The sequence below is a fragment of the Pseudomonas sp. BF-RE-25 genome (assembly GCF_019956105.1).
GTDB classification, from domain to species: domain Bacteria; phylum Pseudomonadota; class Gammaproteobacteria; order Pseudomonadales; family Pseudomonadaceae; genus Aquipseudomonas; species Aquipseudomonas migulae.
On record NZ_JAHBDB010000066.1, the window covers coordinates 1 to 26468 of the forward strand.

Annotated in this window: 32 protein-coding genes; 19 read left to right on the top strand and 13 right to left on the bottom strand. The window is 58.8% G+C overall.

What is annotated here, in order from left to right; translation table 11 throughout:
- Positions 1-21 precede the first annotated feature (21 nt).
- From KGB24_RS24440 to KGB24_RS24450, 3 genes are read right to left on the bottom strand one after another with little or no spacing between them, the layout of a single operon-like run.
- Entirely contained in the window at positions 22-342 is a 321-nt protein-coding gene (locus KGB24_RS24440) for a hypothetical protein (protein ID WP_223415761.1), read from the bottom strand.
- A 28-nt stretch (positions 343-370) separates the two neighbouring features.
- Positions 371-1591 carry a CaiB/BaiF CoA transferase family protein gene (locus KGB24_RS24445; protein WP_223415762.1) on the bottom strand — a complete coding sequence of 407 codons (1221 nt, stop codon included), beginning with the start codon at positions 1589-1591 and terminating at the stop codon, positions 371-373.
- 13 nt (positions 1592-1604) lie between these two features.
- Complete coding sequence (locus KGB24_RS24450) at positions 1605-2786, bottom strand: acyl-CoA dehydrogenase (protein ID WP_008027768.1); 1182 nt, start codon at positions 2784-2786, stop codon at positions 1605-1607.
- A 158-nt stretch (positions 2787-2944) separates the two neighbouring features.
- Between KGB24_RS24450 and KGB24_RS24455 the strand changes: the two genes are divergently transcribed.
- The 11 genes from KGB24_RS24455 to KGB24_RS24505 all read left to right on the top strand — a co-directional run bounded on the left by KGB24_RS24455 (position 2945) and on the right by KGB24_RS24505 (position 13036).
- A complete protein-coding gene (locus KGB24_RS24455; RefSeq protein WP_008027766.1) occupies positions 2945-3844 on the top strand; it encodes a LysR family transcriptional regulator in 900 nt (299 codons plus the stop codon).
- 435 nt (positions 3845-4279) lie between these two features.
- Entirely contained in the window at positions 4280-5401 is a 1122-nt protein-coding gene (locus tag KGB24_RS24460; protein ID WP_008027764.1) for a Re/Si-specific NAD(P)(+) transhydrogenase subunit alpha, read from the top strand.
- A 15-nt stretch (positions 5402-5416) separates the two neighbouring features.
- Positions 5417-5740, top strand: a complete 324-nt coding sequence (locus tag KGB24_RS24465; protein WP_003187010.1) for an NAD(P) transhydrogenase subunit alpha — start codon at positions 5417-5419, stop codon at positions 5738-5740.
- Positions 5740-7173 (top strand): NAD(P)(+) transhydrogenase (Re/Si-specific) subunit beta, encoded by a 1434-nt coding sequence (locus tag KGB24_RS24470; RefSeq protein WP_008027761.1) that lies wholly within the window; start codon positions 5740-5742, stop codon positions 7171-7173. The genes KGB24_RS24465 and KGB24_RS24470 overlap by 1 nt, the downstream gene beginning before the upstream one ends.
- 180 nt (positions 7174-7353) lie before the next feature.
- On the top strand, positions 7354-8847 hold the full coding sequence (locus KGB24_RS24475; RefSeq protein ID WP_008027760.1) for an acetyl-CoA hydrolase/transferase family protein: 1494 nt from the start codon (positions 7354-7356) through the stop codon (positions 8845-8847).
- A gap of 319 nt (positions 8848-9166) precedes the next feature.
- Positions 9167-9382, top strand: a complete 216-nt coding sequence (locus KGB24_RS24480; protein WP_007947887.1) for a DUF1127 domain-containing protein — start codon at positions 9167-9169, stop codon at positions 9380-9382.
- Positions 9383-9639: 257 nt separating this feature from the next.
- Positions 9640-9849, top strand: coding sequence for a DUF1127 domain-containing protein (locus KGB24_RS24485; RefSeq protein WP_223415763.1), 210 nt, complete (start codon positions 9640-9642; stop codon positions 9847-9849).
- A gap of 144 nt (positions 9850-9993) precedes the next feature.
- The gene (locus tag KGB24_RS24490) at positions 9994-10311 is read left to right on the top strand and encodes a DUF2388 domain-containing protein (RefSeq protein ID WP_008027756.1); all 318 of its coding nucleotides are present in this window, start codon (positions 9994-9996) and stop codon (positions 10309-10311) included.
- Positions 10312-10421: 110 nt separating this feature from the next.
- Complete coding sequence (locus KGB24_RS24495; RefSeq protein WP_008044658.1) at positions 10422-10730, top strand: DUF2388 domain-containing protein; 309 nt, start codon at positions 10422-10424, stop codon at positions 10728-10730.
- A 27-nt stretch (positions 10731-10757) separates the two neighbouring features.
- Positions 10758-11078: a DUF2388 domain-containing protein gene (locus KGB24_RS24500; protein ID WP_008027752.1), complete on the top strand. Its 321-nt coding sequence runs from the start codon at positions 10758-10760 to the stop codon at positions 11076-11078.
- A complete protein-coding gene (locus KGB24_RS24505) occupies positions 11075-13036 on the top strand; it encodes a DUF4105 domain-containing protein (protein ID WP_223415764.1) in 1962 nt (653 codons plus the stop codon). The genes KGB24_RS24500 and KGB24_RS24505 overlap by 4 nt, the downstream gene beginning before the upstream one ends.
- Positions 13037-13161: 125 nt before the next feature.
- Here the strand turns inward: KGB24_RS24505 and KGB24_RS24510 are convergent, their stop codons facing one another.
- From KGB24_RS24510 to trpB, 3 genes are all read right to left on the bottom strand, one after another.
- A complete protein-coding gene (locus KGB24_RS24510; protein WP_008027748.1) occupies positions 13162-13605 on the bottom strand; it encodes an anti-virulence regulator CigR family protein in 444 nt (147 codons plus the stop codon).
- 121 nt (positions 13606-13726) lie between these two features.
- Positions 13727-14539 carry a tryptophan synthase subunit alpha gene (gene trpA / locus KGB24_RS24515; protein WP_008027744.1) on the bottom strand — a complete coding sequence of 271 codons (813 nt, stop codon included), beginning with the start codon at positions 14537-14539 and terminating at the stop codon, positions 13727-13729.
- Positions 14539-15774, bottom strand: a complete 1236-nt coding sequence (gene trpB / locus KGB24_RS24520) for a tryptophan synthase subunit beta (protein WP_223415765.1) — start codon at positions 15772-15774, stop codon at positions 14539-14541. The genes trpA and trpB overlap by 1 nt, the downstream gene beginning before the upstream one ends.
- Positions 15775-15900: 126 nt before the next feature.
- Between trpB and KGB24_RS24525 the strand changes: the two genes are divergently transcribed.
- Positions 15901-16794 carry a LysR family transcriptional regulator gene (locus KGB24_RS24525; RefSeq protein WP_008027740.1) on the top strand — a complete coding sequence of 298 codons (894 nt, stop codon included), beginning with the start codon at positions 15901-15903 and terminating at the stop codon, positions 16792-16794.
- On the opposite strand, the gene KGB24_RS24530 is transcribed toward KGB24_RS24525, so the two are convergent.
- A complete protein-coding gene (locus KGB24_RS24530) occupies positions 16791-17117 on the bottom strand; it encodes a YqjD family protein (protein ID WP_223415766.1) in 327 nt (108 codons plus the stop codon). The two genes, KGB24_RS24525 and KGB24_RS24530, sit on opposite strands and share 4 nt — an antisense overlap.
- 158 nt (positions 17118-17275) lie before the next feature.
- Between KGB24_RS24530 and KGB24_RS24535 the strand changes: the two genes are divergently transcribed.
- The gene (locus tag KGB24_RS24535) at positions 17276-17491 is read left to right on the top strand and encodes a dodecin (protein WP_008027736.1); all 216 of its coding nucleotides are present in this window, start codon (positions 17276-17278) and stop codon (positions 17489-17491) included.
- A gap of 122 nt (positions 17492-17613) precedes the next feature.
- Complete coding sequence (locus KGB24_RS24540; RefSeq protein ID WP_008027735.1) at positions 17614-17838, top strand: DUF1161 domain-containing protein; 225 nt, start codon at positions 17614-17616, stop codon at positions 17836-17838.
- A 121-nt stretch (positions 17839-17959) separates the two neighbouring features.
- Here KGB24_RS24540 and KGB24_RS24545 read toward each other — a convergent pair whose 3' ends face one another.
- On the bottom strand, positions 17960-18961 hold the full coding sequence (locus KGB24_RS24545; RefSeq protein ID WP_008027732.1) for an LLM class flavin-dependent oxidoreductase: 1002 nt from the start codon (positions 18959-18961) through the stop codon (positions 17960-17962).
- A 243-nt stretch (positions 18962-19204) separates the two neighbouring features.
- On the opposite strand from KGB24_RS24545, the gene KGB24_RS24550 reads away from it, so the two are divergent.
- Entirely contained in the window at positions 19205-19633 is a 429-nt protein-coding gene (locus KGB24_RS24550; protein ID WP_008027730.1) for an OsmC family protein, read from the top strand.
- A 150-nt stretch (positions 19634-19783) separates the two neighbouring features.
- Positions 19784-20023 carry a DUF1161 domain-containing protein gene (locus KGB24_RS24555; protein WP_008044665.1) on the top strand — a complete coding sequence of 80 codons (240 nt, stop codon included), beginning with the start codon at positions 19784-19786 and terminating at the stop codon, positions 20021-20023.
- A 6-nt stretch (positions 20024-20029) separates the two neighbouring features.
- Here the strand turns inward: KGB24_RS24555 and KGB24_RS24560 are convergent, their stop codons facing one another.
- Positions 20030-20452 (bottom strand): hypothetical protein, encoded by a 423-nt coding sequence (locus KGB24_RS24560; RefSeq protein ID WP_223415767.1) that lies wholly within the window; start codon positions 20450-20452, stop codon positions 20030-20032.
- 40 nt (positions 20453-20492) lie between these two features.
- Complete coding sequence (locus tag KGB24_RS24565; RefSeq protein WP_008027723.1) at positions 20493-20915, bottom strand: hypothetical protein; 423 nt, start codon at positions 20913-20915, stop codon at positions 20493-20495.
- 60 nt (positions 20916-20975) lie between these two features.
- Between KGB24_RS24565 and KGB24_RS24570 the strand changes: the two genes are divergently transcribed.
- Entirely contained in the window at positions 20976-22067 is a 1092-nt protein-coding gene (locus tag KGB24_RS24570) for an aminopeptidase (RefSeq protein WP_223415768.1), read from the top strand.
- 89 nt (positions 22068-22156) lie between these two features.
- Here the strand turns inward: KGB24_RS24570 and KGB24_RS24575 are convergent, their stop codons facing one another.
- The 3 genes from KGB24_RS24575 to KGB24_RS24585 form a co-directional block, all read right to left on the bottom strand.
- The gene (locus KGB24_RS24575; RefSeq protein WP_223415769.1) at positions 22157-22615 is read right to left on the bottom strand and encodes an REP-associated tyrosine transposase; all 459 of its coding nucleotides are present in this window, start codon (positions 22613-22615) and stop codon (positions 22157-22159) included.
- 199 nt (positions 22616-22814) lie between these two features.
- Positions 22815-23465, bottom strand: coding sequence for an HAD family hydrolase (locus KGB24_RS24580; protein WP_223474883.1), 651 nt, complete (start codon positions 23463-23465; stop codon positions 22815-22817).
- Positions 23466-23491: 26 nt separating this feature from the next.
- Positions 23492-24037, bottom strand: a complete 546-nt coding sequence (locus KGB24_RS24585) for a gamma carbonic anhydrase family protein (protein WP_223415770.1) — start codon at positions 24035-24037, stop codon at positions 23492-23494.
- A 62-nt stretch (positions 24038-24099) separates the two neighbouring features.
- Between KGB24_RS24585 and prlC the strand changes: the two genes are divergently transcribed.
- Entirely contained in the window at positions 24100-26178 is a 2079-nt protein-coding gene (prlC, locus tag KGB24_RS24590) for an oligopeptidase A (protein WP_223415771.1), read from the top strand.
- Positions 26175-26459 (top strand): YheV family putative zinc ribbon protein, encoded by a 285-nt coding sequence (locus KGB24_RS24595; protein ID WP_008027712.1) that lies wholly within the window; start codon positions 26175-26177, stop codon positions 26457-26459. Before prlC ends, KGB24_RS24595 begins: the two co-directional genes overlap by 4 nt.
- Positions 26460-26468: the final 9 nt, after the last annotated feature.

A 26468-nucleotide genomic window follows, 5' to 3' on the forward strand; every position in this document is an offset into this window, starting at 1 on the left:
ACTTGCGCTTCCGATCTCTCGTTAGCGGGAGGCGAATTCTACAGCGTTACTCGCTGCTGTCAACACCTCTTTTTCTCCGCTTTCGACCGAGAAGATCGAACCGTCAAAAGAGCCAAACAACACCGCTCTTTCAACTCCTTCTGGGCTTCGATAACCTGAAGCAACTCGCTGTCGAAAACTGCGTAACTCTTTGTTTGCCAAGGAGTTTTCCGTTTCGACTGCGCCGGAAGTGGGGCGAATTATAGACTTCCAGAATCTGCCGTCAACCCCTAATTTAGCCTTTCTATCAATAACTTGCAGAAAGCCTGAAAACAGCGAGCTTTCCTCTATATAGAAGAGCAAAACCACGCCCTCTATATAGAAGGACTCCTCAAAGCACTCCAGCGTCCTTTAATGCAGTCACCGCACAAGCGTCCAGTCCCAACACCCGCTGCAGCACCGCCATCGTATGCTCGCCCAGTAAAGGAGGCGCATTGCGGTACTCCACCGGCGTCTCGGACAGACGAATTGGGCTCGCCACCTGCGGCACCATCCCTGCCAAGGCGTGAGGCAGCTCAATCGCCAATCCGCGCGCCTTTACCTGAGGGTCGGCAAACACCTGAGCCAGATCATTGATCGGACCACACGGTACGCCTGCCCGCTCCAACTGCGACACCCACTCAGCAGTAGTCTTGAACACCGTAGCCTGGCGAATCAACGGAATCAGCACCGCACGGTTCGCCACCCGCAGCTTGTTGGTGGCAAAGCGCGGATCATCCGCCCACTGCGGCTGCCCGGCCACTTCCGCAAATTTGCGGAACTGCCCGTCATTACCCACGGTGAGGATGAAATCGCCATCTGCCGTCGGAAAGTCCTGATACGGCACGATGTTCGGATGTGCATTACCCAGCCGCTTCGGCGCATTGCCTGTCGTCAGGTAGTTCATCGCCTGGTTAGCCAGACACGCAACCTGGACATCCAGCAACGCCATATCGATATGCTGACCGCCACCGTCATGATCCCGATGCGCAAGCGCTGCGAGAATCGCCACGGTCGAGTAAAGCCCGGTCAAAATGTCCGTCAGCGCCACGCCGACTTTCACCGGCCCGGCACCATCGTCCCCTTCTGGTCGCCCCGTCAAACTCATCAGGCCGCCCAAGCCCTGGATCATGAAGTCATAACCCGCGCGCTTGGCGTAAGGACCCGTCTGGCCAAATCCGGTGATCGAGCAGTAAATCAGATTCGGATTGGCCTCCTTGAGTGATTCATAGTCCAGCCCATAAGCCGCCAGACCACCGACCTTGAAGTTCTCGATCAGGATGTCTGACTTCGCCGCCAGCTCACGCACCAACTTCTGCCCCTCCGGGCGAGTGAAGTCGATGGTCACCGATTGCTTGTTGCGATTGGCCGACAAGTAGTAGGCGGCCTCGCTGGTGTTCTCGCCATAGGCGTCCTTCAGAAAAGGAGGCCCCCAGGCGCGCGTGTCATCGCCATTGCCCGGACGCTCGACCTTGATCACCTCGGCGCCAAGGTCCGCCAGTATCTGACCGGACCACGGCCCGGCCAGCACCCGCGACAAATCCAGTACCCGTAGATGCGAAAGCGCGCCCATGGCCGTTCTCCTATTAATAGAACGCCTGGAGGCCGGTCTGCGCACGACCAAGGATCAGCGCATGGACGTCATGCGTACCTTCATAGGTATTCACCACTTCCAGGTTGACCAGGTGACGCGCCACGCCGAATTCATCGGAGATACCGTTACCACCCAACATGTCACGCGCCATACGAGCAATGTCCAGGGACTTGCCGCAAGAGTTGCGCTTCATCATCGAGGTGATTTCGACCGCAGCGGTGCCTTCATCTTTCATGCGACCCAGGCGCAGGCAGCCTTGCAGAGCCAAGGTGATTTCGGTCTGCATGTCAGCCAGTTTCTTCTGGATCAATTGAGTAGCAGCCAATGGACGACCGAACTGCTGACGATCCAGGGTGTATTGGCGAGCGGTGTGCCAGCAGAACTCGGCCGCACCCAGCGCACCCCAGGAAATGCCATAACGTGCCGAGTTCAGGCAAGTAAACGGGCCTTTCAAACCACGGACGTCAGGGAAGATGTTCTCTTCAGGGACAAACACGTTGTCCATGACGATCTCACCGGTGATGGATGCACGCAGCCCCACTTTGCCGTGAATGGCCGGCGCGCTCAGGCCTTTCCAGCCTTTCTCCAGAACGAAGCCACGGATGTCGCCCTCGTCGTCCTTACCCCAGACCACGAATACATCGGCGATCGGGCTGTTGGTGATCCACATCTTGCTGCCGGTCAGGCTGTAGCCGCCTTCCACTTTGCGTGCACGGGTAATCATCGCGCCCGGGTCGGAACCGTGGTTAGGCTCGGTCAGACCGAAACAGCCAATCCACTCGCCCGAGGCCAGTTTCGGCAGATACTTCTGCTTCTGGGCCTCAGTACCGAATTCATTGATCGGCACCATCACCAAAGAGGACTGCACGCTCATCATCGAGCGATAACCCGAATCGACGCGCTCAACTTCACGAGCAATCAGACCGTAGCTGACATAGTTCAGACCGCTGCCGCCATATTGCTCAGGGATAGTTGCACCCAGCAGGCCGACTTCACCCATTTCACGAAAGATCGCCGGGTCAGTCTTTTCATGACGGAAAGCTTCAAGAACACGTGGCGCGAGCTTCTGCTGAGCGAATTGCTCGGCAGTGTCGCGGATCATGCGCTCTTCTTCGGTGAGCTGTTGATCCAGCAGCAGGGGATCGATCCAGTTGAAGCTAGCTTTACCGCCCATGAGTGTGTCCTCTCGAATCGGGTCAAATAACGTGGACTGATCCTAGGCCGGGTTCGGCGTTACCACAAACGAGGATTTTGCATACTGTTGTGCTAATTTCTCACTCCGAAATATCGCGAAGCAGTTTTTTGTACGATGTATTAGTGAGGTTGACGTACATGCGCAGGAAGATCCCCAGCACAACCGCCCTGGTCAGCTTTGAAGCAGCGGCACGCCACGAGAGCTTTACAAAGGCAGCCCAGGAACTTTCCCTCACTCAGGGAGCGATCTGCCGACAGATCGCCAGCCTTGAGGAGTTCTTGAGTGTGGAATTGTTCCGACGCTCGCGACGTGGAGTGAAGCTGACTGAAGCCGGACTTTCCTACAGCCGTCGGGTAGCAACACAGTTGGACGCCGTAGAGCGCGACACCCTGTCAGTGATGGGCCAACAGGGTACCAACGTGATTGAGCTGGCGGTCGTACCAACCTTCGGCACCCAATGGCTACTGCCAAGACTCAAAGACTTCCAGCAAAAACATCCGGAAGTGACGGTCAACCTTACTAACCGCACACGCCCGTTCCTGTTTGCCGACACAGACTTCGATGCCGCCATTTACTTTGGCGATGCGGACTGGTCAGGCACTGAATCCCACAGGCTGATGGGCGAAAATCCCATGCCTGTGTGCAGCCCCAACCTACTGGGCAATAGGACAAGCCTCACACCCGCAGAAATCGCCGAACTGCCCTTGCTGCAACAGACCACCCGCCCCTATGCCTGGCGCCAATGGTTCAACTCGCAAAACCTTAATATCCCCCGCGACATGACAGGGCCGCGCTACGAGCTATTCTCCATGCTTGCCCAAGCGGCGATGCATGACATGGGGATCGCCTTGATCCCGCCGTTCCTGATTCAGCGCGAACTGGCGGAGAAGCGCCTGGTGATTGCCAACGCTCAGGCGCTGTCCAGCATCAAGGCGTATTACCTGATGATTCCTGATCGAAAGGTCGAATCTGCGTCTTTGAAGGCATTTCGCGACTGGCTGGTAAATCAGGCACAAAGCTACAGCCTAGAAGGATAAAGGCTTAGCCCCATTAGCTGACCCCGTAGTCAATAAACTGAAAGCCCTACAGATATAAGTATTTGTCGCATATTCGCAGACTGTACCGAGAAGCTGTACAAACGTCCCACAAGCGCCTGAAAACGTGGCCTTGAGCCGCTATTGGATGGCAATAACACTGCATTCACCGTACCGATGTGTAATTTCTTGAATTTTGGCGAAAAGCCTTACAAGGCACGGCCTGCAAGGGATTGAAGCGGTTGGTTGCGACATTCGGTCACGGGGTGACTTGTAGTTAATTTTCCGTCACCCGTCATAATCCCTTGAAGGGCACAAAGTTCGCCTGCAAAATGCCGCGCCCCGCCCTGATTTGGCGGGATCGTGCTGATCGGCCGCCCCAGCCGCACCATCCGAAGTGCCTGGGTTTACTCAATAAGATCACGCAGGAGATTTGACGTGCACATTGGTGTTCCTCTCGAAACCCAGACGGGTGAAACACGGGTTGCTGCAACCCCGGAAACCATCAAGAAGCTGATCGGCCAGGGTCATAAGGTCACTGTGCAAAGCGGCGCCGGCATTAATGCCAGCGTTGTCGACAGTGCTTATGAAGCGGCAGGCGCAACCATTGGCAGCGCCAACGATGCGTTTGGTGCCGAGCTGATTCTCAAGGTGGTCGCACCCAGCGACAGCGAACTCGCTCTGATCAAGAGCGGCACCGTTGTGGTGGGCATGCTCAACCCGTTCAGCAATGAAACCATCGCCAAGCTGGCCGAGTGCGGAATCACCGCGTTTGCGCTGGAAGCCGCGCCACGCACCTCCCGCGCCCAGAGCCTGGATGTGCTGTCTTCGCAAGCCAACATCGCCGGCTATAAAGCCGTATTGCTGGCCGCTCACCATTACCCTCGCTTCATGCCGATGCTGATGACCGCTGCGGGCACCGTGAAAGCGGCGCGCGTGCTGATTCTTGGCGCCGGGGTAGCCGGTTTGCAGGCGATCGCTACGGCGAAACGTCTGGGTGCGGTGATTGAGGCGTCTGATGTGCGACCTGCGGTTAAAGAGCAGATCGAATCCCTCGGTGCCAAGTTCGTCGACGTGCCTTATGAGACCGATGAAGAGCGCGAATGCGCCGTCGGGGTCGGCGGTTACGCACGTCCAATGCCGGCGAGCTGGATGCAGCGTCAGGCCCTGGCCGTGCACGAGCGCGCCAAGCAGGCTGACATTGTCATCACCACGGCACTGATTCCGGGCCGCAAGGCACCGACGCTGTTGAGTGCGGAAACCGTGGCGCAGATGAAGCCAGGCTCGGTGGTCATCGACCTCGCCGCAGCCCAGGGCGGCAACTGCCCGCTGACCGTGGCCGATCAGGTTGTGGTCGAGAATGGCGTAACCATTTGCGGTCCTACCAATCTGGCCGGCGCAGTCGCGGCAGACGCTTCGGCCCTGTACGCACGCAACCTGCTGGACTTCCTGAAGCTGGTCTTCAACAAAGAAGGCCAGTTCGAAGTGAACCTAGAAGACGACATCGTCGCCGCGTGCCTGATGTGCCGCGACGGCCAAGTCATCCGCAAAAACGCCTAAGCAGGGATTCAGACGATGGAAGAGCTTATCTCCCCCGGTATCTACAACCTGATCATCTTCGTGCTGGCGATTTATGTCGGTTATCACGTGGTCTGGAACGTTACACCTGCGCTGCACACGCCGTTGATGGCGGTTACCAACGCCATTTCGGCGATCGTGATCGTCGGCGCCATGCTCGCCGCGGCGCTGACCGTTACGCCACTGGGCAAAACCATGGGCACGCTGGCCGTGGCCCTGGCGGCAGTGAACGTATTCGGTGGCTTCCTGGTGACCCGCAGGATGCTTGAGATGTTCAAGAAAAAAGCCCCGAAAGCCGTAAAAGAAGAGGCGCCTAAGTAATGAGCATGAACCTCGTAACGACGCTCTACTTGATCGCGTCCATCTGCTTCATCCAGGCCTTGAAAGGCCTGTCGCACCCGACCACGTCGCGTCGCGGCAACCTGTACGGCATGCTCGGCATGGCGTTGGCGATCCTCACCACCGTGGGCCTCATCTATAAGCTGGGCGCTGAGCTGGCCACCGCCGGTATCGGTTACGTCATCGTCGGCCTGCTGGTCGGCGGCACCGCCGGTTCGATCATGGCCAAGCGCGTTGAAATGACCAAGATGCCGGAACTGGTCGCCTTCATGCACAGCATGATCGGTATGGCCGCGGTGTTCATCGCGATCGCCGCTGTTGTTGAGCCGCAATCGCTGGGCATCGTCAAGCAATTGGGTGATTCGATTCCTGCGGGCAACCGTCTGGAGCTGTTCCTGGGTGCTGCCATCGGTGCAATCACCTTCTCCGGTTCGGTGATCGCGTTCGGCAAGCTCTCGGGCAAGTACAAGTTCCGCCTGTTCCAGGGTGCACCAGTACAGTTCGGCGGCCAGCACAAGCTGAACCTGCTGCTGGGTCTGGCGACACTGGCGCTGGGCATCACCTTCATGCTGACCGGCAATCTCAGTGCCTTCGCGCTGATGCTGGTGCTGGCCTTCGTGATGGGCGTCCTGATCATCATCCCGATTGGCGGCGCAGACATGCCGGTTGTGGTGTCGATGCTTAACAGTTACTCCGGTTGGGCAGCAGCGGGTATCGGCTTCTCGCTGAACAACTCGATGCTGATCATCGCGGGCTCGCTGGTGGGGTCCTCCGGTGCGATCCTCTCGTACATCATGTGCAAGGCGATGAACCGCTCCTTCTTTAATGTACTGCTCGGTGGTTTCGGCAATACGGCCGATGCCGGCCCGGCTGGCGCCAAGGAAGCCCGCCCGGTGAAATCCGGTTCGGCCGACGACGCGACCTTCCTGCTGACCAACGCCGATACCGTGATCATCGTTCCAGGCTACGGCCTGGCGGTAGCACGGGCGCAGCACGCACTGAAAGAGCTGACCGAGAAGCTGAGCCATCGTGGCGTGACCGTGAAATACGCGATCCACCCGGTGGCGGGTCGTATGCCTGGTCACATGAACGTGCTGCTGGCCGAGGCTGAAGTGCCTTACGACCAGGTGTTCGAGATGGAAGACATCAACTCCGAGTTCGGTCAGGCCGACGTGGTGCTGGTGCTCGGCGCCAACGACGTGGTCAACCCGGCGGCGAAGAACGATCCGAAATCGCCGATTGCCGGGATGCCGATTCTCGAAGCGTTCAAGGCCAAGACGATCATCGTCAACAAGCGTTCGATGGCCAGCGGTTATGCCGGCCTGGACAACGAACTGTTCTACCTCGACAAAACCATGATGGTCTTCGGCGACGCCAAGAAAGTCATCGAAGATATGGTCAAAGCCGTCGAGTAAAAACTGCTCCAGCGCAATACCCAAAACCTCAGCCTTTAGTAGGCTGGGGTTTTTTTATTCCCCGTGAAACCCGACCAAAGGCTCTAAATCAGGGGTCTGCATTCGACCATGGTAGCGGGAGGATTTTTTTTGAAATCACTAGACTGCACACCTTGCTTCCGTTGCCCGAGATAACAATCCATGTACCGTGATCGTATTCGCTTGCCTTCGTTGTTGGATAAGGTGATGAGCGCCGCTGACGCTGCCGCTCTGATTGAGGACGGCATGACCGTCGGCATGAGTGGTTTCACGCGCGCCGGCGAAGCCAAAGCCGTGCCTCATGCATTGGCCGAACGCGCCAAAGTCACCCCGCTGAAAATCACACTGATGACCGGCGCCAGCCTGGGCAACGACCTTGATAAACAGCTCACCGAAGCCGGCGTCCTGTCGCGACGCATGCCGTTCCAGGTCGACAGCACATTGCGCAAGGCGATCAACGCCGGCGAAGTGATGTTTATTGACCAGCATCTTTCAGAAACCGTGGAGTCGCTGCGCAACCAGCAGCTGAAACTGCCGGACATCGCCGTCATCGAGGCCGTGGCGATCACTGAGCAAGGCCACATCGTGCCGACCACTTCGGTGGGCAACTCGGCCAGCTTCGCGATTTTCGCCAAACAGGTGATCGTCGAGATCAACCTGGCGCACAACCCGAACCTCGAGGGTTTGCACGACATCTATATCCCGACGTATCGCCCGACCCGCACGCCGATTCCGCTGGTGAAGGTCGACGATCGCATTGGCAGCACCGCCATTCCGATCCCGCCTGAAAAGATCGTCGCGATTGTCATCACCAATCAGTCCGACTCGCCGTCGACGGTGCTGCCACCAGACGTTGATACCCAGGCCATTGCCGACCACCTGATCGACTTCTTCAAGCAGGAAGTGGCGGCTGGGCGCATGACCAACAAGCTTGGCCCATTGCAGGCCGGCATCGGCACCATTGCCAACTCGGTGATGTGCGGACTGATCGATTCTCCGTTCGAAGACCTGACCATGTATTCCGAGGTGTTGCAGGACTCGACCTTCGACCTGATCGACGCCGGCAAGCTGAGCTTTGCGTCTGGTAGTTCGATCACCTTGTCGAGCCGCCGCAACGCTGATGTGTTCGGCAACCTGGAGCGCTACAAGGACAAGCTGGTCCTGCGTCCGCAGGAAATCTCCAACCACCCGGAAGTGGTGCGCCGCCTTGGGATCATCGGCATCAACACTGCGTTGGAGTTCGACCTGTACGGCAACGTCAACTCTACCCACGTCTGCGGCACGCGAATGATGAACGGCATCGGTGGCTCGGGCGACTTCGCGCGCAACGCGCACCTGGCGATCTTCGTGACCAAGTCGATTGCCAAGGGCGGCGCGATCTCGAGCGTGGTGCCGATGGTCAGCCACGTCGATCACACGGAACATGACGTCGACATCCTCGTGACCGAGGTCGGTCTGGCGGACTTGCGCGGGCTGGCACCGCGGGAGCGGGCTCGCGTCATCATCGATAACTGCGTACACCCGGACTATCGCCAGGCGCTGGATGACTACTTCACCGCTGCTTGCGCCATCGGCGGGCACACGCCACATATCCTGCGTGACGCCCTGAGCTGGCACATCAACCTGGAAGAAACCGGTCGAATGCTGACGGTGTAATTGATACAGATAGCCGCTGTCGCAAACACAGTTTCGACAGCGGACTATTGCCAGGCAGAAATGTGTTTAAAACTGTACTGCTGTACTGGTCTTTTCCTACCGTAATGGCCTACCTTTTCGACCTGAATCACCAAAAATGCACCATATTGGTGCTGATAGGTACAGTTGCCTCAATTTAGACCAGTACACCACCCTTTAACAGTTAACTGGTCCCTCACAATACAGGTGAACTGTATCTAGAGAGACTGGTCAAACAAGAGGATCATTGGCATCAGTTAAACCACTACCTAATCCCGCCACAAGCGGAAGGATGAAAACCATGGAACGTACACTCAGTTCCGATCTGTTCTTCGAAGACACCGCTGCAAAAACCCAGGCTTCCATGCCTCTGCGCGTTATCGCCAACCTGATGCTGTGGCAGCGCCGCATCTCCAGCCGCCACCAACTGGCTCGCCTGGATTCGCGTCTGCTGGCTGACGCCGGGATTAGCGAAGCACAACGCTACGAAGAGCTGAGCAAGCCGTTCTGGCGCTAAGTAAGCGTCGCTGGCTCTGATCTTTAAGGTCAACCGCCAGCACCCGAATTGAACAAACAAGACCCGTCGTGGGAAACCACGACGGGTTTTGTCGTTTTGGGGTGATGAAATCCTCAAAACAATAAGCACACTCAAACACAGGTACAGTTTCACTTTAATCAAAACTGAACCAGTACAATTTCAGGCGTGTGTGTCTGTCTTGGCGAACCGGGCGGGATCATCATGAAATCCCGACCTGCCAGCAAAAGGACTGCACCATGGATCATCCACTGGATCTCCCCGCGACCACTTCGCAATCCAAGCCTCGGTTTACCTGGCTTGGAAGATTGTTCAGAGGCCTCGCCAGCAGCCTCGAAAGAGCCAGAACCCGGCGTTTACTGGCGCAACTCGACGGCAGGCAACTGTCTGACCTGGGCATCAGTCATTCAGATCGTGTCAAAGAATTGGATAAGCCGTTCTGGCGCTGATGTCCGCCTGAACAGACGGGACTGTGCGAATCGACACCTACAGGCCTAATATCAAGCCAGAACGTGGCGATGACTGCGCGACAGGCGTCTGACTCAACAGACACCGCGCCACCTCTCAATCGGTTTACCAAAAGGAGTTACACCATGTCCCGTCTTCGTCTGCTCAGCGCTGCAGCCCTGCTTGCCGTGGCTGCCAATTCCCATGCCACCAGCTTCGTCGTGACCACCGATGCCGTCGTCGGTGCACTCAAGGCTACGTCCGATGCCACTTCCGATGTCACCTCGTCCTTTCGCGATGACAAGATCGTGCGCGCGGCCCGTGACGACGCCGCCAGCTTCGTCGCCAGCGAAGGCGCCATTCGTGGCGTGAAACTGGAAAGCGCACTCGACCACATTCGCCACCAGGCCCCTCAACTGAACGCGACTGACGCACAACTGGCTCAGGCCATCCTGACGATCTAACCAGGCATCATCCATATCCGGGACACGCCCGACGTGTCCCGATGTTTCGGCGCTGGCTCTAAACCGGGCGTTGCGCTAGCCTTTGGACTCGCTTTCAACTGTCGAGTCTCATGCGTTTTCTTACCTGTCTGTTGATCACTCCGGTACTCATGGCGGCCAGTTGGGCAAGCCTGGCCCATGCCTTCGACCTGACGACGCAAGGCGTCGTAGCTACGGGCTATGCCACAAGCATGGTGACCTCCGCCCCCTTCGACCGTAAGCTTCTGCTCGCCGCCAGGGATGACGCCGCTTCATTTATCGCCAGTGACGGCCAACTGCGAGGCGCACAACTGGAGTCGGCCCTGATTTACCTGCGCCAGACCCAGCCAAAACTTCATGCAAGCGACCTTGAACTGGCACACGCTATTCTCGTCCAATAGTTATCCTCGTTCCTCCGGAGTCGTTCCATGCGTAGCCCGCTGATTGTCGCCACCCTTGGCCTGCTGCTGTTGGCCGATGTAACCCAGGCGCACACCCTGGTTGCCACCAGCAACATCCTCATCAATGCCACTCGCCGGACCCTTGATTTCACTTCCGATACCACGACGTCCATCCGTGACGCGAAAATCGTTCGAGAAGCCCATGACGATGCCGCCAGTTTCGTCGCCAGTGATGGTGATATCCGGGGCGCGCACCTGGAAGCAGCGCTCAACCTATTGCGCACCCGCGTGCCGGAAGCTCGGGACGCCAGTGATCAGGTCATCGCCGAAGCCATCCTCGCACTGTGAGGTCGCTAAATGCCTGGCTTCTGATGGGGGCCATGTTGCTGCTCGGCAACACGGCTCAGGCCGGACTGCAATTACAGCTCAAGACCGAAGGCCTGAGTCCCGCGCAACAGCAGGCCAGCCAGGCGCTGCTTGATGAAGCCATGCAGGCGTTGCCGCCGCGGTTCATCGAGCAGCTCGACCGACGCATCGACGTTGGCTGGACCGATGACATGCCGAGCAATGCCTACGGCCAGGCGTCGCTGGTGTCCGAACTCGACCTGAACCGCAACCTGCTCGCCAGCCTCACCGACGGCAGCGCCGCAACCAAGAAGACTTATCGCCCCCACGGCACCGTGCGCAGGGAAATGCTGGCCACGGTGCTGCACGAACTCACCCACATCTATGACCGCTCGCGTTTTTGGCCAGCCGCCGAACGCACGCTGATCCAGCACTGCACCCGGCGCACCAACAGCTCCGGCCTGATCGGCATTCCGGATGAATGCCGTGGCCAATCCGACCGACGCTTTACCCTCAGCGATGACCCGCGCCTGCTCGACCTCGCAGGCTGGCCGCAATACGTGGGCCGTCGCGGCGAGCGCGAACAGTACAACCGCCAGATCGCCCGCAGCCCGGACATCTACGAGACCAGCAGCCCCAAAGAGTTCGTCGCGGTGAACATGGAGTATTTCCTCCTCGACCCGAGCTACGTCTGTCGCCGCCCAGCGCTCTACCGCTACTACAAAGAACATTTCGGCTGGGCTCCCGCCGCCAAAGACACCTGCGGCAAATCGTTCGCCTTCCTCAATGCCGGTAACGACTTCGCCAAACAGCCTTTGGGCCAGGTCGATCCGGAGCGGGTGTATGCCGTGGATTATCTGTTGGCCGAAGCCAACCAGAACTGGGTCAGCCGCTGGGGCCACAGCATGTTGCGCCTGGTGATCTGTGCTCCCGGCCGGCCAAGAGGGCCGGATTGCCGGCTGGATCTGGATCAACACCTGGTGTTGTCCTACCGCGCCTTCGTCGGTGATGTACAGCTGTCGAGCTGGGATGGATTGGTCGGCAAATACCCGTCGCGCCTGTTCGTCCTGCCGCTGGCCCAGGTCATCGATGAGTACACCAAGACCGAATTGCGCAGCCTCGCCTCGGTGCCGCTGAACCTGTCGCGCAACGAGATCGAAGACGTGGTGGAACACGCCGCCGAGATGCACTGGAGCTACGACGGCAATTACTTCTTCCTGTCCAACAACTGCGCGGTAGAAGGCCTGAAGTTGCTGCGCAGCGGCACCAACAACGCGAAGCTGGTCGGGCTGGACAACATCATGCCCAACGGCTTGCTGGAAGTGCTCAAGGGTCGCGGCCTGGCGGATACCAGCGTGCTGGACGATCCTCGCGAAGCGCTGCGGCTTGGCTATCGCTTCGACTCTTTCCGAGATCGCTATCAAGCGATGTTCGAGGTGCTGAAAAAGCACCTGCCGATCAAACAGGACAAGGTCGAAGACTGGCTGGCCTTAAAGGCCGAAGAGCGTCGTCAATGGATTGATCAGGCTGACCTGCGCACCAGCGCGGCTTTGCTGCTACTGGAGCAGGCCGCTTTCCGGCAACAACTGGTGCTGGCCCAGGACGAAGTGAAGCAACGCTATCTCGGTGCCCGGGAATTGAAGAGCGGCGGTATGGACAAGGCCAATGCGACGTTGAAGCAGATTCTCGCCAACAGCGGCTTCCTCAGTCGTCCGGCGGAGCTGCTCGGTACCGGCGGTTATGGCTTGCCGCAACCCAGCGAGTGGCAACGCCTGGAATCGGAAAGCAGCCTGAGGCAAAAGCAGCTCCAGGCGCTGACTGGCGACCTGGACAAGGAAGTGAGAGCGTTGCTCGACCCGAGTCGCGCGGCGGAGATGGCTGCCAACGAAGCCAACCTGAAGCAGGTTGGCGAGCATTTGCGTAAATTGCACAAAGCGGCGGGCGGATTGGAATTGCCGTAGTGATTGCAGCCCACTGTAGGAGCGAGCCTGCTCGCGATGGACTTGAAAGCGACGGGTTCCGTCGGGAAACACGCGTTATCGTTAACAACCATCGCGAGCAGGCTCGCTCCTACAGTTTCATCACATCAGAGCACCCCTTCCAGAATTTCATAGACGATCCCGGTACCCACGGCGATCAGCACAATGTCGCCACCCGCGCGGCGCCATTCGTAACCCTGGTAATACGGCAGCCGGCTCAGCGCGCGATTATCCAGGCGCTCACCGTAATAACCGTGCGGCAACGGCCGACCACGCTCCAGATGAATGCCTGGAGGTGGCGGCGCCCCCCGTACGAAGTAGCCATGATTGTCATGAATCGTCTGGCGCACCGGACCAAAGTCCCGTGGCGGAGGGCCGCCGCGATGGTTGTCCTGGGGGCCGCGATGGTCATCGCCACGGTTATCGTAATGGCCCTGTTGCTGACCGCCGCGGTCGTGATCGTCGCGCTGATCGGCGCTGGCGTGCAGCAACGGGGTGGCACTGAGCATCAGCACGCCCAGGCTGGCAATCAGACGTTTCGGCATTTTCATCGGGTCTTTCCTCACGGCACACACAGCAAAAAGGGCTTCAGAACGTAGTCCTGAAGCCCTCGGTCTTGCTGTTTAGTCTGTACCGCTAGGCTCTAATTCCTCTGTATCAGGAACTTTACCTTCAGCTGACGCGGGCCTGACGCACGCCATCGGCCAGCGCCGCGCAAAGGCTCAGTACACCATCGACCGCCTGATCCGGCGTCGAGGCGTTGGCGATGTGATCGATCAACGCCGAACCCACCACCACACCGTCGGCCAGACGCGCGATTGACGCCGCTTGCTCCGGTGTACGAATACCGAAACCGATGCTGATCGGCAGATCAGTGTGGCGGCGCAGACGGGCCACCGCTTCTTCAACGTGCTCCAGCGTCGCCGCGCCGGCACCAGTCACACCGGCCACAGACACGTAGTAAACGAAACCGGAGCTACCGTTCAAGACCGTCGGCAAACGCACATCATCGGTCGTCGGGGTAGTCAGACGGATGAAGTCCAGACCGGCAGCCTGGGCCGGGTCGCACAGTTCGCCGTTGTGCTCGGGCGGCAGGTCGACAACGATCAGGCCATCCACGCCGGCCTCTTTGGCATCGGCGATGAAGCGCGGTACGCCGTACATGTGGATCGGGTTGAAGTAACCCATCAGCACCAGCGGCGTATCGCTGTTGCCTTCGCGGAACTCGCGAACCATTTGCAGGGTTTTCGCCAGGTTCTGTTTGGCGCCCAAGGCGCGGATGTTGGCCAGCTGGATCGCCGGGCCGTCAGCCATTGGGTCGGTGAAAGGCATGCCCAACTCGATCACGTCGGCGCCCGCACCAGGCAAACCTTTGAGGATCGCCAGGGAAGTGTCATAGCTCGGGTCGCCGGCGGTGACGAAGGTCACCAGGGCGGCGCGGTTTTGTTCCTTGAGTTCGGCAAAACGCGTTTGCAGGCGGCTCATCAGTGTTTCTCCTGCTGGGACTGCACTTGTTGAGAGTTTTCCATGTGGTGCATGACGGTCTGCATGTCTTTGTCCCCGCGACCGGACAGGTTGACCACCATCAGGTGATCTTTCGGCAGGGTCGGTGCGCGTTTGAACACTTCGGCCAAGGCATGGGCGCTTTCCAGTGCAGGAATAATCCCTTCCAGGCGGCAGCATTTGTGGAACGCTTCGAGGGCTTCGTCGTCGGTCACCGAGGTGTATTGAACGCGACCGATGTCATGCAACCAGGCGTGTTCCGGGCCGATGCCTGGGTAGTCGAGGCCGGCGGAGATCGAGTGGGCGTCGATGATCTGGCCGTCGTCATCCTGCAGCAGGAAAGTGCGGTTGCCGTGCAATACGCCCGGTACGCCGCCATTCAGGCTGGCCGCGTGCTTGCCGGTCTCGATGCCGTAACCGGCCGCTTCGACACCAATGATTTCGACGCTCTTGTCGTCAAGGAACGGGTGGAACAGGCCCATGGCGTTGGAGCCACCGCCGATGCACGCCACCAGGCTGTCTGGCAGACGGCCTTCCTGGGCTTGCAATTGGTCACGGGTTTCCTTGCCGATGACGGCCTGGAAGTCGCGAACCATCGCAGGGTAAGGGTGCGGACCGGCCACGGTGCCGATCAGGTAGAAGGTGCTGTCGACGTTGGTCACCCAGTCACGCAGCGCTTCGTTCATCGCGTCTTTCAGGGTGCCGGTGCCGGCCACGACCGGGATCACCTCGGCGCCCAGCAGTTTCATGCGGAACACGTTGGCTTGCTGACGCTCGATGTCGGTGGTGCCCATGTAGATCACGCAGTCGAGGCCAAAACGCGCCGCCACGGTGGCCGTCGCCACGCCGTGCATGCCGGCGCCGGTCTCGGCGATGATGCGTTTCTTGCCCATGCGCCGCGCCAGCAGGATCTGGCCGATGCAGTTGTTGATCTTGTGCGCGCCGGTGTGGTTCAGCTCTTCACGCTTGAGATAAATCTTCGCGCCGCCACAGAACTCGGTCAGGCGTTCAGCGAAATAGAGTGGGCTTGGACGTCCGACATAGTCGCGCTGGAAGTAGGCCAATTCTTCTTTGAATGCCGGATCTTCCTTGGCCGCTTCGTACTCGCGGGCCAGATCGAGGATCAACGGCATCAGGGTTTCGGCGACGTAGCGGCCGCCGAACGAGCCAAACAGGCCGTTGGCGTCGGGGCCGTTGCGCAGATTAGTCTGGGTCATGGGTCGCTCCGGTTGAATGGGTGAGATGAAGCTTTTGAAAAGAGAGTGGGCTTAACTCTACCCCTGACGCCTCAGGCTGAAAACCGATAAGATCGCCGCAACCTGTCAGGAAAACTCACAGATCCCATGAGCCACGACCTTCCCCCGCTGAACGCGCTTCGCGCCTTCGAAGCCACTGCCCGCCTGAACAGCGTCAGCCAGGCCGCCGAACAGCTGCACGTCACCCATGGCGCAGTCAGCCGGCAATTGAAAGTGCTCGAAGAGCATCTCGGGGTGAGTCTGTTCATCAAGGAGGGTCGCGGCCTTAAACTCACAGATGCCGGCGTGCGTTTGCGCGATGCCAGCGCTGAAGCCTTTGAGCGCTTGCGCACGGTCTGCGCCGAGCTGACCCAAAGCACCGCCGACGCGCCGTTCGTGCTCGGCTGTTCGGGCAGTCTGCTGGCGCGCTGGTTTATTCCGCGTTTGGGTCGGTTGAATGCTGATCTACCGGACCTGCGCCTGCACTTGTCCGCCGGAGAAGGCGATCTCGATCCCCGTCGTCCGGGGCTGGACGCTTTGCTGGTGTTCGCCGAGCCGCCATGGCCTGCGGACATGCAGGTTTACGAATTGGCCAGCGAACGCATCGGCCCGGTCATGAGCCCACGCTTCGCCGATTACGAACTGCTTCAACAGGCGCCAGCAAGCGCTCTGTTGAAGCAGCCGTTGCTGCACACCACTTCCCGTCCGCAGGCCTGGCCAAGCTGGGCGCAGCAAAGTGGCCTCGACGCCAAAGCGTTGAAGTACGGACAGGGTTTCGAGCATTTGTATTATTTGCTGGAGGCGGCAGTGGCCGGTCTCGGTGTCGCGATTGCCCCTGAACCTTTAGTCGCCGAGGACTTGAAGGCAGGGCGCCTGGTTGCGCCGTGGGGTTTCAGCGAAACCCCGGCGCAACTGGCGTTGTGGCTACCCAAACGCGCCGCGGACGGACGCGCTCGGCAACTGGCGCAGTGGCTCAAAAACGAACTGCGCCAAACAGATTAGTCACCGCGTTTGCACAGCAAGTAAGCCGCAAGCAGACCCAGTGCGCCCACCGCGACACCGGCTGTAGTCCAAGGGTGTTCCTGGGCGTAGTCCCGAGTGGCGATCCCGGTTTCACGGGTTTTGACTTTGACTTCTTCGTACGCATCGCCGAGCAAATGACGCGAATGCTTGAGGGCGCTCTCGGCGTTGGCTTTCAACGCCTTGAGGGTTTTACGCGACTCGTCCGAGGCGTCGTCCTTCAGGTTCTCCAAAGACTTCAACAGACTCTCGATCTCGGCTTCCATGCTTTGCAATGAGGCTTTACGTAAAGAGGTATTGGCCATGGTGGCTCTCCTGCATTGATGATGAGTGACGTGTGTTGGTTGGGACTTCAGAGGTTCAAGAAAGTGCAGTAAATCTGAACTTCTGCCTCTTGAAGGCCGGCAGAAGTAATACGAAAAATCACTGCTAGGCTGTATTTCACACCCTGAGGAGAACGCCCATGACTGACCATCACACTTACAAGAAAGTCGAACTTGTCGGCTCATCCACCAGCAGCATTGAAGACGCCATCAACAACGCGCTGGCCGAAGCCAGTAAAAGTCTCAAGTACATGGAATGGTTCGAAGTGACCGAAACCCGCGGACACATCAAGGACGGCAAGGCAGCGCACTTCCAGGTGACGCTCAAGGTCGGGTTCCGGATTGCCAGCAGCTAAGATTGAGCTAGTCTTCTGAACTTGCGCGCTGGCCGAGTGCCATAGGGAATGGCAAAGCGCTACATGAGTGCATCCGGCTGATGGCTGGATGCTCCCTTTGATCCGACCAGGGAATGCGACCGATGAAGAAGTTTATGTTGGCGGTAGGTTTGTTGAGCCTTGCGGGCGCGGCGTTTGCTGACGGCAAGCCATGCGAAGAGCTGAAAGCCGAAATCGCAGCGAAGCTGGATGCCAGAGGTGTGTCGAACTACTCACTGGAAATTGTAGATAAAGGCGCTGCTGCTGGCGGAAAAGTCGTCGGCACCTGTGAGAAAGGCACCAAGGAAATCGTCTACAAACGCGGATGATCCCCCTTCAATTCACTGTAGGAGCGAGCTTGCTCGCGATGGACCATAACGATAGCGCGTGTTTTCTGAATAAACCCGGGCGCTCTCTCGTCCATCGCGAGCAAGCTCGCTCCTACAGGTCTCAGCCCTTCATGACTTGCGCCAGCAACTCATAGGAATGCACGCGATCGGCATGTTCATACAGGTCGCAGGTAAAAATCAGCTCGTCTGCCTGGGTCTGCTCGATCAATACGTCCAGTTTGGCGCGGATCTTCTGTGGGCTGCCCACCATCGCCAGTCCCAGGAAATCATGCACCGCGTCTTTCTCATGGGGCAGCCACAGGCCATCCATGGTTTTCACCGGTGGACGCTGGACCAGGCTTTGACCACGCATCAACGCGAGGATGCGCTGGTAAACCGATGTCGCCAGATACTCGGCCTGCTCGTCGGTGTCAGCCGCTACCAGCGGAACGCCAAGCATCACGTAGGGCTTGTCCAGTACCGCTGAAGGCTTGAAGTGATTGCGATAGACGCGAATCGCCTCATGCATGAAGCGCGGTGCGAAATGGGAAGCGAACGCGTAGGGCAAACCGCGCTCACCTGCCAGTTGTGCACTGAACAGGCTCGACCCCAACAACCAGACCGGGACGTTGGTGCCGGTGCCCGGCATGGCGATGATTCGCTGGTCTGGCGTGCGTGGACCGAGGTAGCGCACCAGCTCCGCCACATCTTCGGGGAAATCATCGGCACTGCCGGAACGCTCGCGACGCAAGGCGCGTGCAGTCATCTGATCGGAACCGGGGGCGCGGCCCAGGCCCAGGTCGATCCGGCCCGGATACAGGCTTTCGAGGGTGCCGAACTGCTCGGCGATCACCAATGGCGCGTGGTTGGGCAACATTACGCCACCTGAACCGACCCGAATGGTCGACGTGCCGCCGGCCAGATAGCCCAGCAACACCGAAGTCGCGGAGCTGGCGATGCCGTCCATGTTGTGGTGCTCGGCCACCCAGAAGCGGTTGTAGCCAAATTTTTCGACGTGCTGCGCCAGGTCCAGGGAGTTGCGCAGCGACTGGGCCGCGCTGCCGTTCTCGCGCACGGGCACCAGATCAAGGGTCGAGAATTTGATATCGGACAGTCGTTTCATAAACCTGCTTCTCCAGTTGAGGTCGCAGGTTTTTTCTTGCAAACGAAAACCTGCCGAATCCATAAGCGTGCTTCATGCAATGAGGGCATATACCCGAGTTTCAATAGTCGAGACAAAAAAACCTACGAAAACGGTAGGACTAATGAATTCAGGTGAACTTTGCACCGCCGTCTATCCTCAGAACCCTGGCAACCGAAAACCACGAAGGCGCGATGCTTCGCGCCGGATCTTGAGGAGGCAGACATGGCTATTACCAAGAAAGCATCGGCGCATTGGGAAGGTGACCTGAAAACCGGCATCGGCTCGATTTCCACCGAAACCGGTGTTCTCAGAGAAGCGCCCTACGGCTTCAAGGCACGTTTCGAAGGCGGTAAAGGCACCAATCCGGAAGAGCTGATCGGCGCGGCCCACGCCGGTTGTTTCTCCATGGCTTTTTCGATGATTCTCGGCGACGCCGGTCTCAAGGCTGACAGCATCGATACGAATGCCGAGGTCACGCTGGACCAGGTCGACGGAGGGTTTTCGATCACTGCGGTGAAGTTGATCCTGAAGGCGAAAATCCCTGGGGCGACCCAGGCGCAGTTCGAGGAATTGAGCAATAAAGCCAAAGAAGGCTGCCCGGTGTCCAAAGTGCTGAATGCGAAAATCAGCCTGGATGCGACGCTGCTCTAGACCCGTCTTATCGGGCAAAAAAAATCGCAGCCTTCGACAGGCTGCGATTTTTTTGCGCTGAAACAAAACCCGGCTGGCGTCCCTGTGGTCGAATAAATGACAGTAGTGAAAACGCATCAACCTGCGTGCTGCTTCAAAGGAGCTTCAACCATGAAACGTTTTGCCCTGGCGATTATCTGCAGTGTGCTGGCCACTTCGGCACTCGCTGCGCCCAAGGATTGCGAAGAACTCAAGAATGAGATCGAAGTGAAGATTCAGGCGAATGCCGTGCCCTCCTACACGCTGGAAATCGTGTCGAAGGAAGAGGCCGCCCAGCATGACGCCGCGATGGTCGTCGGCACTTGCGACAACGGCACCAAAGCCATCATTTACCAGAAGAACGACAGTTGATCCGCCTCACATGAGGCAATAGGACTCTCGGTCTTCAGCGACGATTTCCCGCTTGGAGTTGTACAAACGAGCGCCGGGAGTGAACGCTATCGAACGGCCTTCCAGCACATAACGCTGGCCTGCTTCGAAATGATCGTAGTTGATGGTCAGGTAGCACAACCGTTCCGTGGGACCGCTCATCACACCAAAGCCCCCGCCACCGGGCACTTCAAAGTCGAATCGAACGACCAGCTCATGGCTGCCGGGCGTCACCTGGAAGAAACGCCCGTCGCGCAGTCGCTGCTTGTCCAGTCGTTCCGCCATCAGCAACTTATCGTTCGGGAATGGCGTAGAAAACTCGACCCAGGCCATCTGAGGATTGACCGCTGGTAACGGGCTCTGGCAACCGGCAAAGGCGCTTGCCGCGAGCAATAGCAATAACCTGCGCATGACGAATGTCCCGATGTTTGGTCATTCAGCATAACGCCGATCAGGTCCGTTGACAGCCTGCCGGTGTGCCTTGGCCTATCACTTTTCGCTGTTGGTCATAGAGCTTGGCCCACGGCCGAAAACCGATATTCCCTGCTTGCAGCTGATATTTCTCACCCGCGTTGAAATTGTTGAATTTCACATTCAGTTGGCAATCGCGCCATAGCGGCTCGGCGTCCGGCCCGATGTTGCTCGGATCGACCGGGAACAGATAACGCACCGTCAATTCATGACTGCCGGGCTGGACCTCGAAATAGCGCTTGTCGGTGGAGGCCTTGTCATCGACTTCCAGCGCTTGCAGTGCGGTGTCTTCCTGCGGTGTATCGAGATCGATCCACGCTTGAGACGGATCATGGTGAGGTAATCCGAATCCTGCACAGCCTGTCAGCAACAACAGGCCTCCCGTCAGCATCATCTTGCGCATAGCGGAGCTCCAGTCAGGCGGGATAGTCTTGCGGGAAGACTCTCCAGGGATGATTTTATTTTGATCAGGCCGCTTCCAAGCCTTGGGTTACTTGATCGCGTTTTGCGTGTTTTGTTTCCGGGTGTGTTGTTTTTGTTGCTCAACGGTTGCGCCAGCGTCAGCTATTACGGCCAATTGGCCAGTGGTCAGCTGCAATTGCTGCGGGCTCGGGAGCCGGTTTCCGACGTGATTGCCGACCCCTCCCGCGATCAAAAGCTGCGTGCGCATCTGGCCCAGTCGCAAAAGGCCCGGGCGTTTGCCAGCCAGCAGCTGCATCTGCCGGATAACCAGAGCTACCGTTTGTACGCCGACATTGGCCGACCGTTCGTAGTCTGGAACGTGTTCGCCACGCCGGAATTTTCCCTGACGCCGCAAAACCACTGCTTTCCCGTCGCCGGTTGCGTCGCCTACCGCGGCTATTACAACCAGAGCGCGGCCCGTGGTGAGGCGGCGTTGCTGCGACTGCAAGGTATGGACGTGTCGATCGGCGGCGTCGAGGCCTATTCGACGCTCGGCTGGTTCAACGATCCGATTATCAGTTCGATGATGGGTTGGGGCGATGAACGGTTGGCAACGTTGATCTTCCATGAACTGGCGCATCAGCGCCTTTATGTGAAGGACGACACGGAGTTCAACGAGTCTTTCGCCACGTTCGTTGAACAGGAAGGCACTCGGCAGTGGCGTGCCCATCGCGGTTTGGCGCCGGACAACGGCGCCCAGGCGCAGCGACGGGATCAGTTCATTCAGTTGGTTCTGGATACGCGCTCGCGACTGGAAAAACTCTACGCCCTGCCGCTGCCAACCGAGCAGGTGAGGCAACGCAAAGCAGCAGAATTCGAGCAATTACGCGCCGAATACCGGCAGATACGCGACAACCAGTGGGCTGGAGATAAACGCTATGACGCGTGGATCAACGCGCCGATGAACAATGCGCGGTTGTTGCCGTTCGGTTTGTACGATCAGTGGGTGCCGGCGTTTGCGGCGTTGTTCCGGCAAGCGGGTGGGGATTGGGTGAAGTTTTATGCGGCGGTGGAGAAGCTTGGTGCTTTGGAGGTTACTGAGCGCAAGGCGGCATTGAAGGCGTTGGCGGAATCGAACACTTCCGGTGATTGAACGGCCCCCTTCGCGGGCAAGCCTCGCTCCTACGGATGTTCATCAGCCCTTGTAGGAGCGAGGCTTGCCCGCGAAGAGGCCCTTAAAGGTCACAACCAGATTGCATCCCACAGTGGATAATTCCCTACCTTCTCAACCAAACCCGCACGCAACGGGTTAGCGACGATGTAGCGAGCAACCGCCTGCAAGTCCTCTTCCTTTCGAATGGCGCGATCATGATAACCGTGTTGCCAAACCGGACCTTGGCGGCCAACTGAACGATTAAGCGTCACTGCAATGCGTGATTTGGTCCGAGCCATCAACTTGGGCAGCTGAGTATTTTGTAGCTCGATCAACCAATGGAAATGATCAGGCATGACGACCCAAGCTAGCGACGTCGCAAACTCTTCTCGCTCTACCGTTCGAAAAGCATCAACCACCAAACGCCCATTGTAGAAGTCGCGGAACAACGGTTCTCGATTCAAAAGCACCGCTGTCAGTAGGTAAATCTGCCCGGACTCCGAATATCGTCCTGTGCGCAATCGGTGAGCGTGTTTTAACTCCGGCAATGATGATCCTCCTTGATCGTGGCATGCCTCTTCAGGCTAGAACGACAAGCAGGATTTTGAGTAAGAACAGTTGATCAGGATGTGTATCGGAGGACGCCTTCGCGGGCAAGCCTCGCTCCTACAGGTTCAGCGTCGTTCACGATATGGGCGAACGACGCTGAACCTGTAGGAGCGAGGCTTGCCCGCGAAGGCGTACTTGCTAGCGCTGCAAAAACGCCCGATGCATCTCATCCAGCGTTTCAAAATGATAGGTCGGCGCTTCTGCGCTCAGCTCTTCGCGACTGCCAAACCCGTAACCCACCGCCGCCGCATCCAGCCCATTGCTGCGCGCGCCGATCAGGTCGTGTTTGCGGTCGCCGATCATCAAGGTGTTGGCCCGGTCCAGGCCTTCTTCCGCCATCAGGTGGGCGATCAACTCGACTTTGTTGGTCCGCGTGCCATCCAGCTCGCTGCCGTAAATCACCTTGAAGTGTTTGCCAAAGTCGAAGTGCCGGGCGATTTCCCGGGCGAAGATCCACGGCTTGGAGGTCGCGATGTACAGCTGACGCCCTTGCCCGCCGAGGGTTTCGAGCAGCGGCGTGACGCCATCGAATACGCGGTTTTCGTAAAGGCCGGTGACCTTGAAGCGCTCGCGATAGAAATTCACCGCCTCCCACGCCTTGGGCTCGTCGAAGTCGTAGAACTGCATGAACGCCTGCAACAACGGCGGGCCGATGAAGTGTTCAAGCTTGGTCAGGTCGGGTTCTTCGATACCGAGTTTGCTCAGGGCGAACTGGATCGAACGGGTGATGCCCTCGCGCGGGTCGGTCAGGGTGCCATCGAGGTCGAACAAAACGGTTTGGTAATGCATGTTGAATCCTGAATAAGGGCGCGGGGTCAGAGCTGATCGTAGCCTTCGGCCAGATGCAGGTCCTTGAGCTTCACGTAATTCGCCGCGCTGTAGGTGAAAAAGGCTTTTTCCTTGTCCGTCAGCGGGCGGACCTGTTTCACCGGACTCCCCACATAGAGAAAACCACTGTCCAGGCGCTTGCCCGGTGGCACCAGGCTACCGGCGCCGATGATCACATCATCCGCGACCACCGCACCGTCCATGACGATGCTGCCCATGCCGATCAACACCCGGCTACCCACGCTGCACCCATGAAGCATGACTTTGTGCGCGATGGTCACGTCGTCGCCGATCAGCAACGGAAAGCCATCGGGGTTGAACGGCCCGGCGTGGGTGATGTGCAGTACACAGCCGTCCTGCACACTGGTGCGCGCACCGATGCGGATGCGGTGCATGTCGCCGCGGATCACCGTCAGCGGCCAAACGGAGCTGTCATCGCCGATTTCGACGTCGCCGATCACCACCGCCGAACTGTCGACAAAAGCGCCTTTGCCCAGCAGCGGCGTGTGGTTCTGATACTTGCGAAGGGTCACGATAGGGTTTCTCTCTGTTGCCGATAGCTGCGGTGAGCGTCGATTGTAATTAAGATGGCCGCATGTTTCTTCCAGCCAAGGTGCCAAACGTGAGCGTGAACAACCCTCTTTTGCAGTCCTACGACCTGCCGCCGTTCTCGGCGATCCGGGCCGAACACGTGCAACCGGCCATTGAACAGATCCTGGCTGACAACCGCGCCGCGATTATCGAGATCCTCAAAACCCAGGGCAAACAACCGACCTGGGCCGGCCTGGTGCTGGCGATGGACGAGCTCAACGATCGTCTCGGCGCAGCCTGGAGCCCGGTCAGTCACCTGAACGCCGTGTGCAACAGCCCCGAGTTGCGCGAAGCCTACGAATCCTGCCTGCCAGCGCTCAGCGCCTACTCCACCGAGCTGGGCCAGAACCGCGAACTGTTCGAGGCCTTCGAAGCCTTGGCCAACAGCCCGGAAGCCGCCGGTTTCGACGTCGCGCAGAAAACTATCCTGGAACACTCCCTGCGTGACTTCCGCCTGTCGGGTATCGACCTGCCAGAAGCCGAGCAGAAACGTTACGCCGAAGTACAAAGCAAGCTCTCCGAACTGGGCAGCCGCTTCTCCAACCAACTGCTCGACGCGACTCAAGCCTGGACCAAGCACGTTACCGACGAAGCCGCCCTCGCCGGCCTGACCGATTCGGCCAAGGCACAAATGGCTGCGGCAGCGCAGGCCAAAGATCTGGAAGGCTTCCTGATCACCCTGGAATTCCCGAACTACTACGCGGTGATGACCTACGCCCAGGACCGTGCCCTGCGCGAAGAAGTCTACGCCGCCTACTGCACCCGTGCGTCGGACCAAGGCCCGAATGCCGGTCAGAACGATAACGGGCCGGTGATGGAAGAAATCCTCGACCTGCGTCAGGAGCTGGCAAAGCTGCTGGGTTTCGCCAGTTTCTCGGAGCTGAGCCTGGCCACCAAGATGGCCGAATCCAGCGATCAGGTGCTCAGCTTCCTGCGCGATCTGGCCAAGCGCAGCAAGCCGTTCGCCGCTCAGGATCTGGACCAGCTCAAGGCTTACGCCGCCGAACAAGGCTGCCCGGACCTGCAAAGCTGGGACAGCGGTTTCTACGGTGAAAAACTCCGCGAACAACGTTACAGCGTTGCCCAGGAAGCCCTGCGCGCTTACTTCCCGATCGACAAAGTGCTGGGCGGTTTGTTCGCCATCGTTCAACGTTTGTACGGCATCGAGATCGCCGAACAGAAAGGCTTCGACACCTGGCACCCTGACGTTCGCCTGTTCGAGATCAAGGAAAACGGCCAGCACGTCGGCCGCTTCTTCTTTGACCTCTACGCCCGCGCCAACAAGCGCGGCGGCGCATGGATGGACGGCGCCCGCGACCGTCGTCGCACGGCTGAGGGCGTGTTGCAAAGCCCGGTGGCCAACCTGGTGTGCAACTTCACCCCGGCCGACAGCGGCAAACCGGCGCTGCTGACCCACGACGAAGTGACCACCCTGTTCCACGAATTCGGCCACGGCCTGCATCACCTGCTGACCCGCGTCGAACACGCCGGCGTATCCGGCATCAACGGCGTAGCGTGGGACGCGGTCGAGTTGCCAAGCCAGTTCATGGAAAACTGGTGCTGGGAGCCGGAAGGCCTGGCGCTGATCTCCGGTCACTACGAAACCGGTGAGCCGCTGCCGCAGGACCTGCTGGGCAAGATGCTCGCCGCGAAAAACTTCCAGTCCGGCCTGATGATGGTGCGTCAGCTCGAATTTTCGCTGTTCGACTTCGAACTGCACGCCACACACGGCGATGGCCGCAGCGTGCTGCAAGTGCTCGAAGGCATACGCGACGAGGTCTCGGTCATGCGTCCGCCGGCTTACAACCGCTTCCCGAACAGCTTTGCGCACATCTTCGCTGGCGGTTATGCGGCGGGTTACTACAGCTACAAATGGGCTGAAGTACTCTCGGCAGACGCCTTCTCGAAATTCGAAGAGGACGGCGTGCTCAACGCCGAAACCGGCCGCGCCTTCCGCGAAGCGATCCTCGCGCGCGGTGGTTCGCAGGAGCCGATGGTGCTGTTCGTCGACTTCCGTGGCCGTGCCCCGTCGATTGACGCACTCTTGCGCCACAGCGGCCTGAGTGAGGACGCAGCAGCATGAGCGAGGGACCTGTGAAAACGAAAAAACGCTTTATCGCCGGGGCGGTCTGCCCGGCCTGCAGCGAGCCGGACAAATTGATGATGTGGAGCGAGGACGATGTCCCGCATCGTGAGTGCGTGGGCTGCGGTTATTCCGACACGTTGAATGAACAAGGCCTGTCCGTGCCCAAGGAATTGGGCACACGGGTCAACACATCGGCGCTGAAGGCGCCGGACGCCAAGGTTCAGGCCGTGCAGTTTTTCCCAAACCCGAAGCTGAAGAAAAAGCCTGACGAACACTGAGTGCAGCAA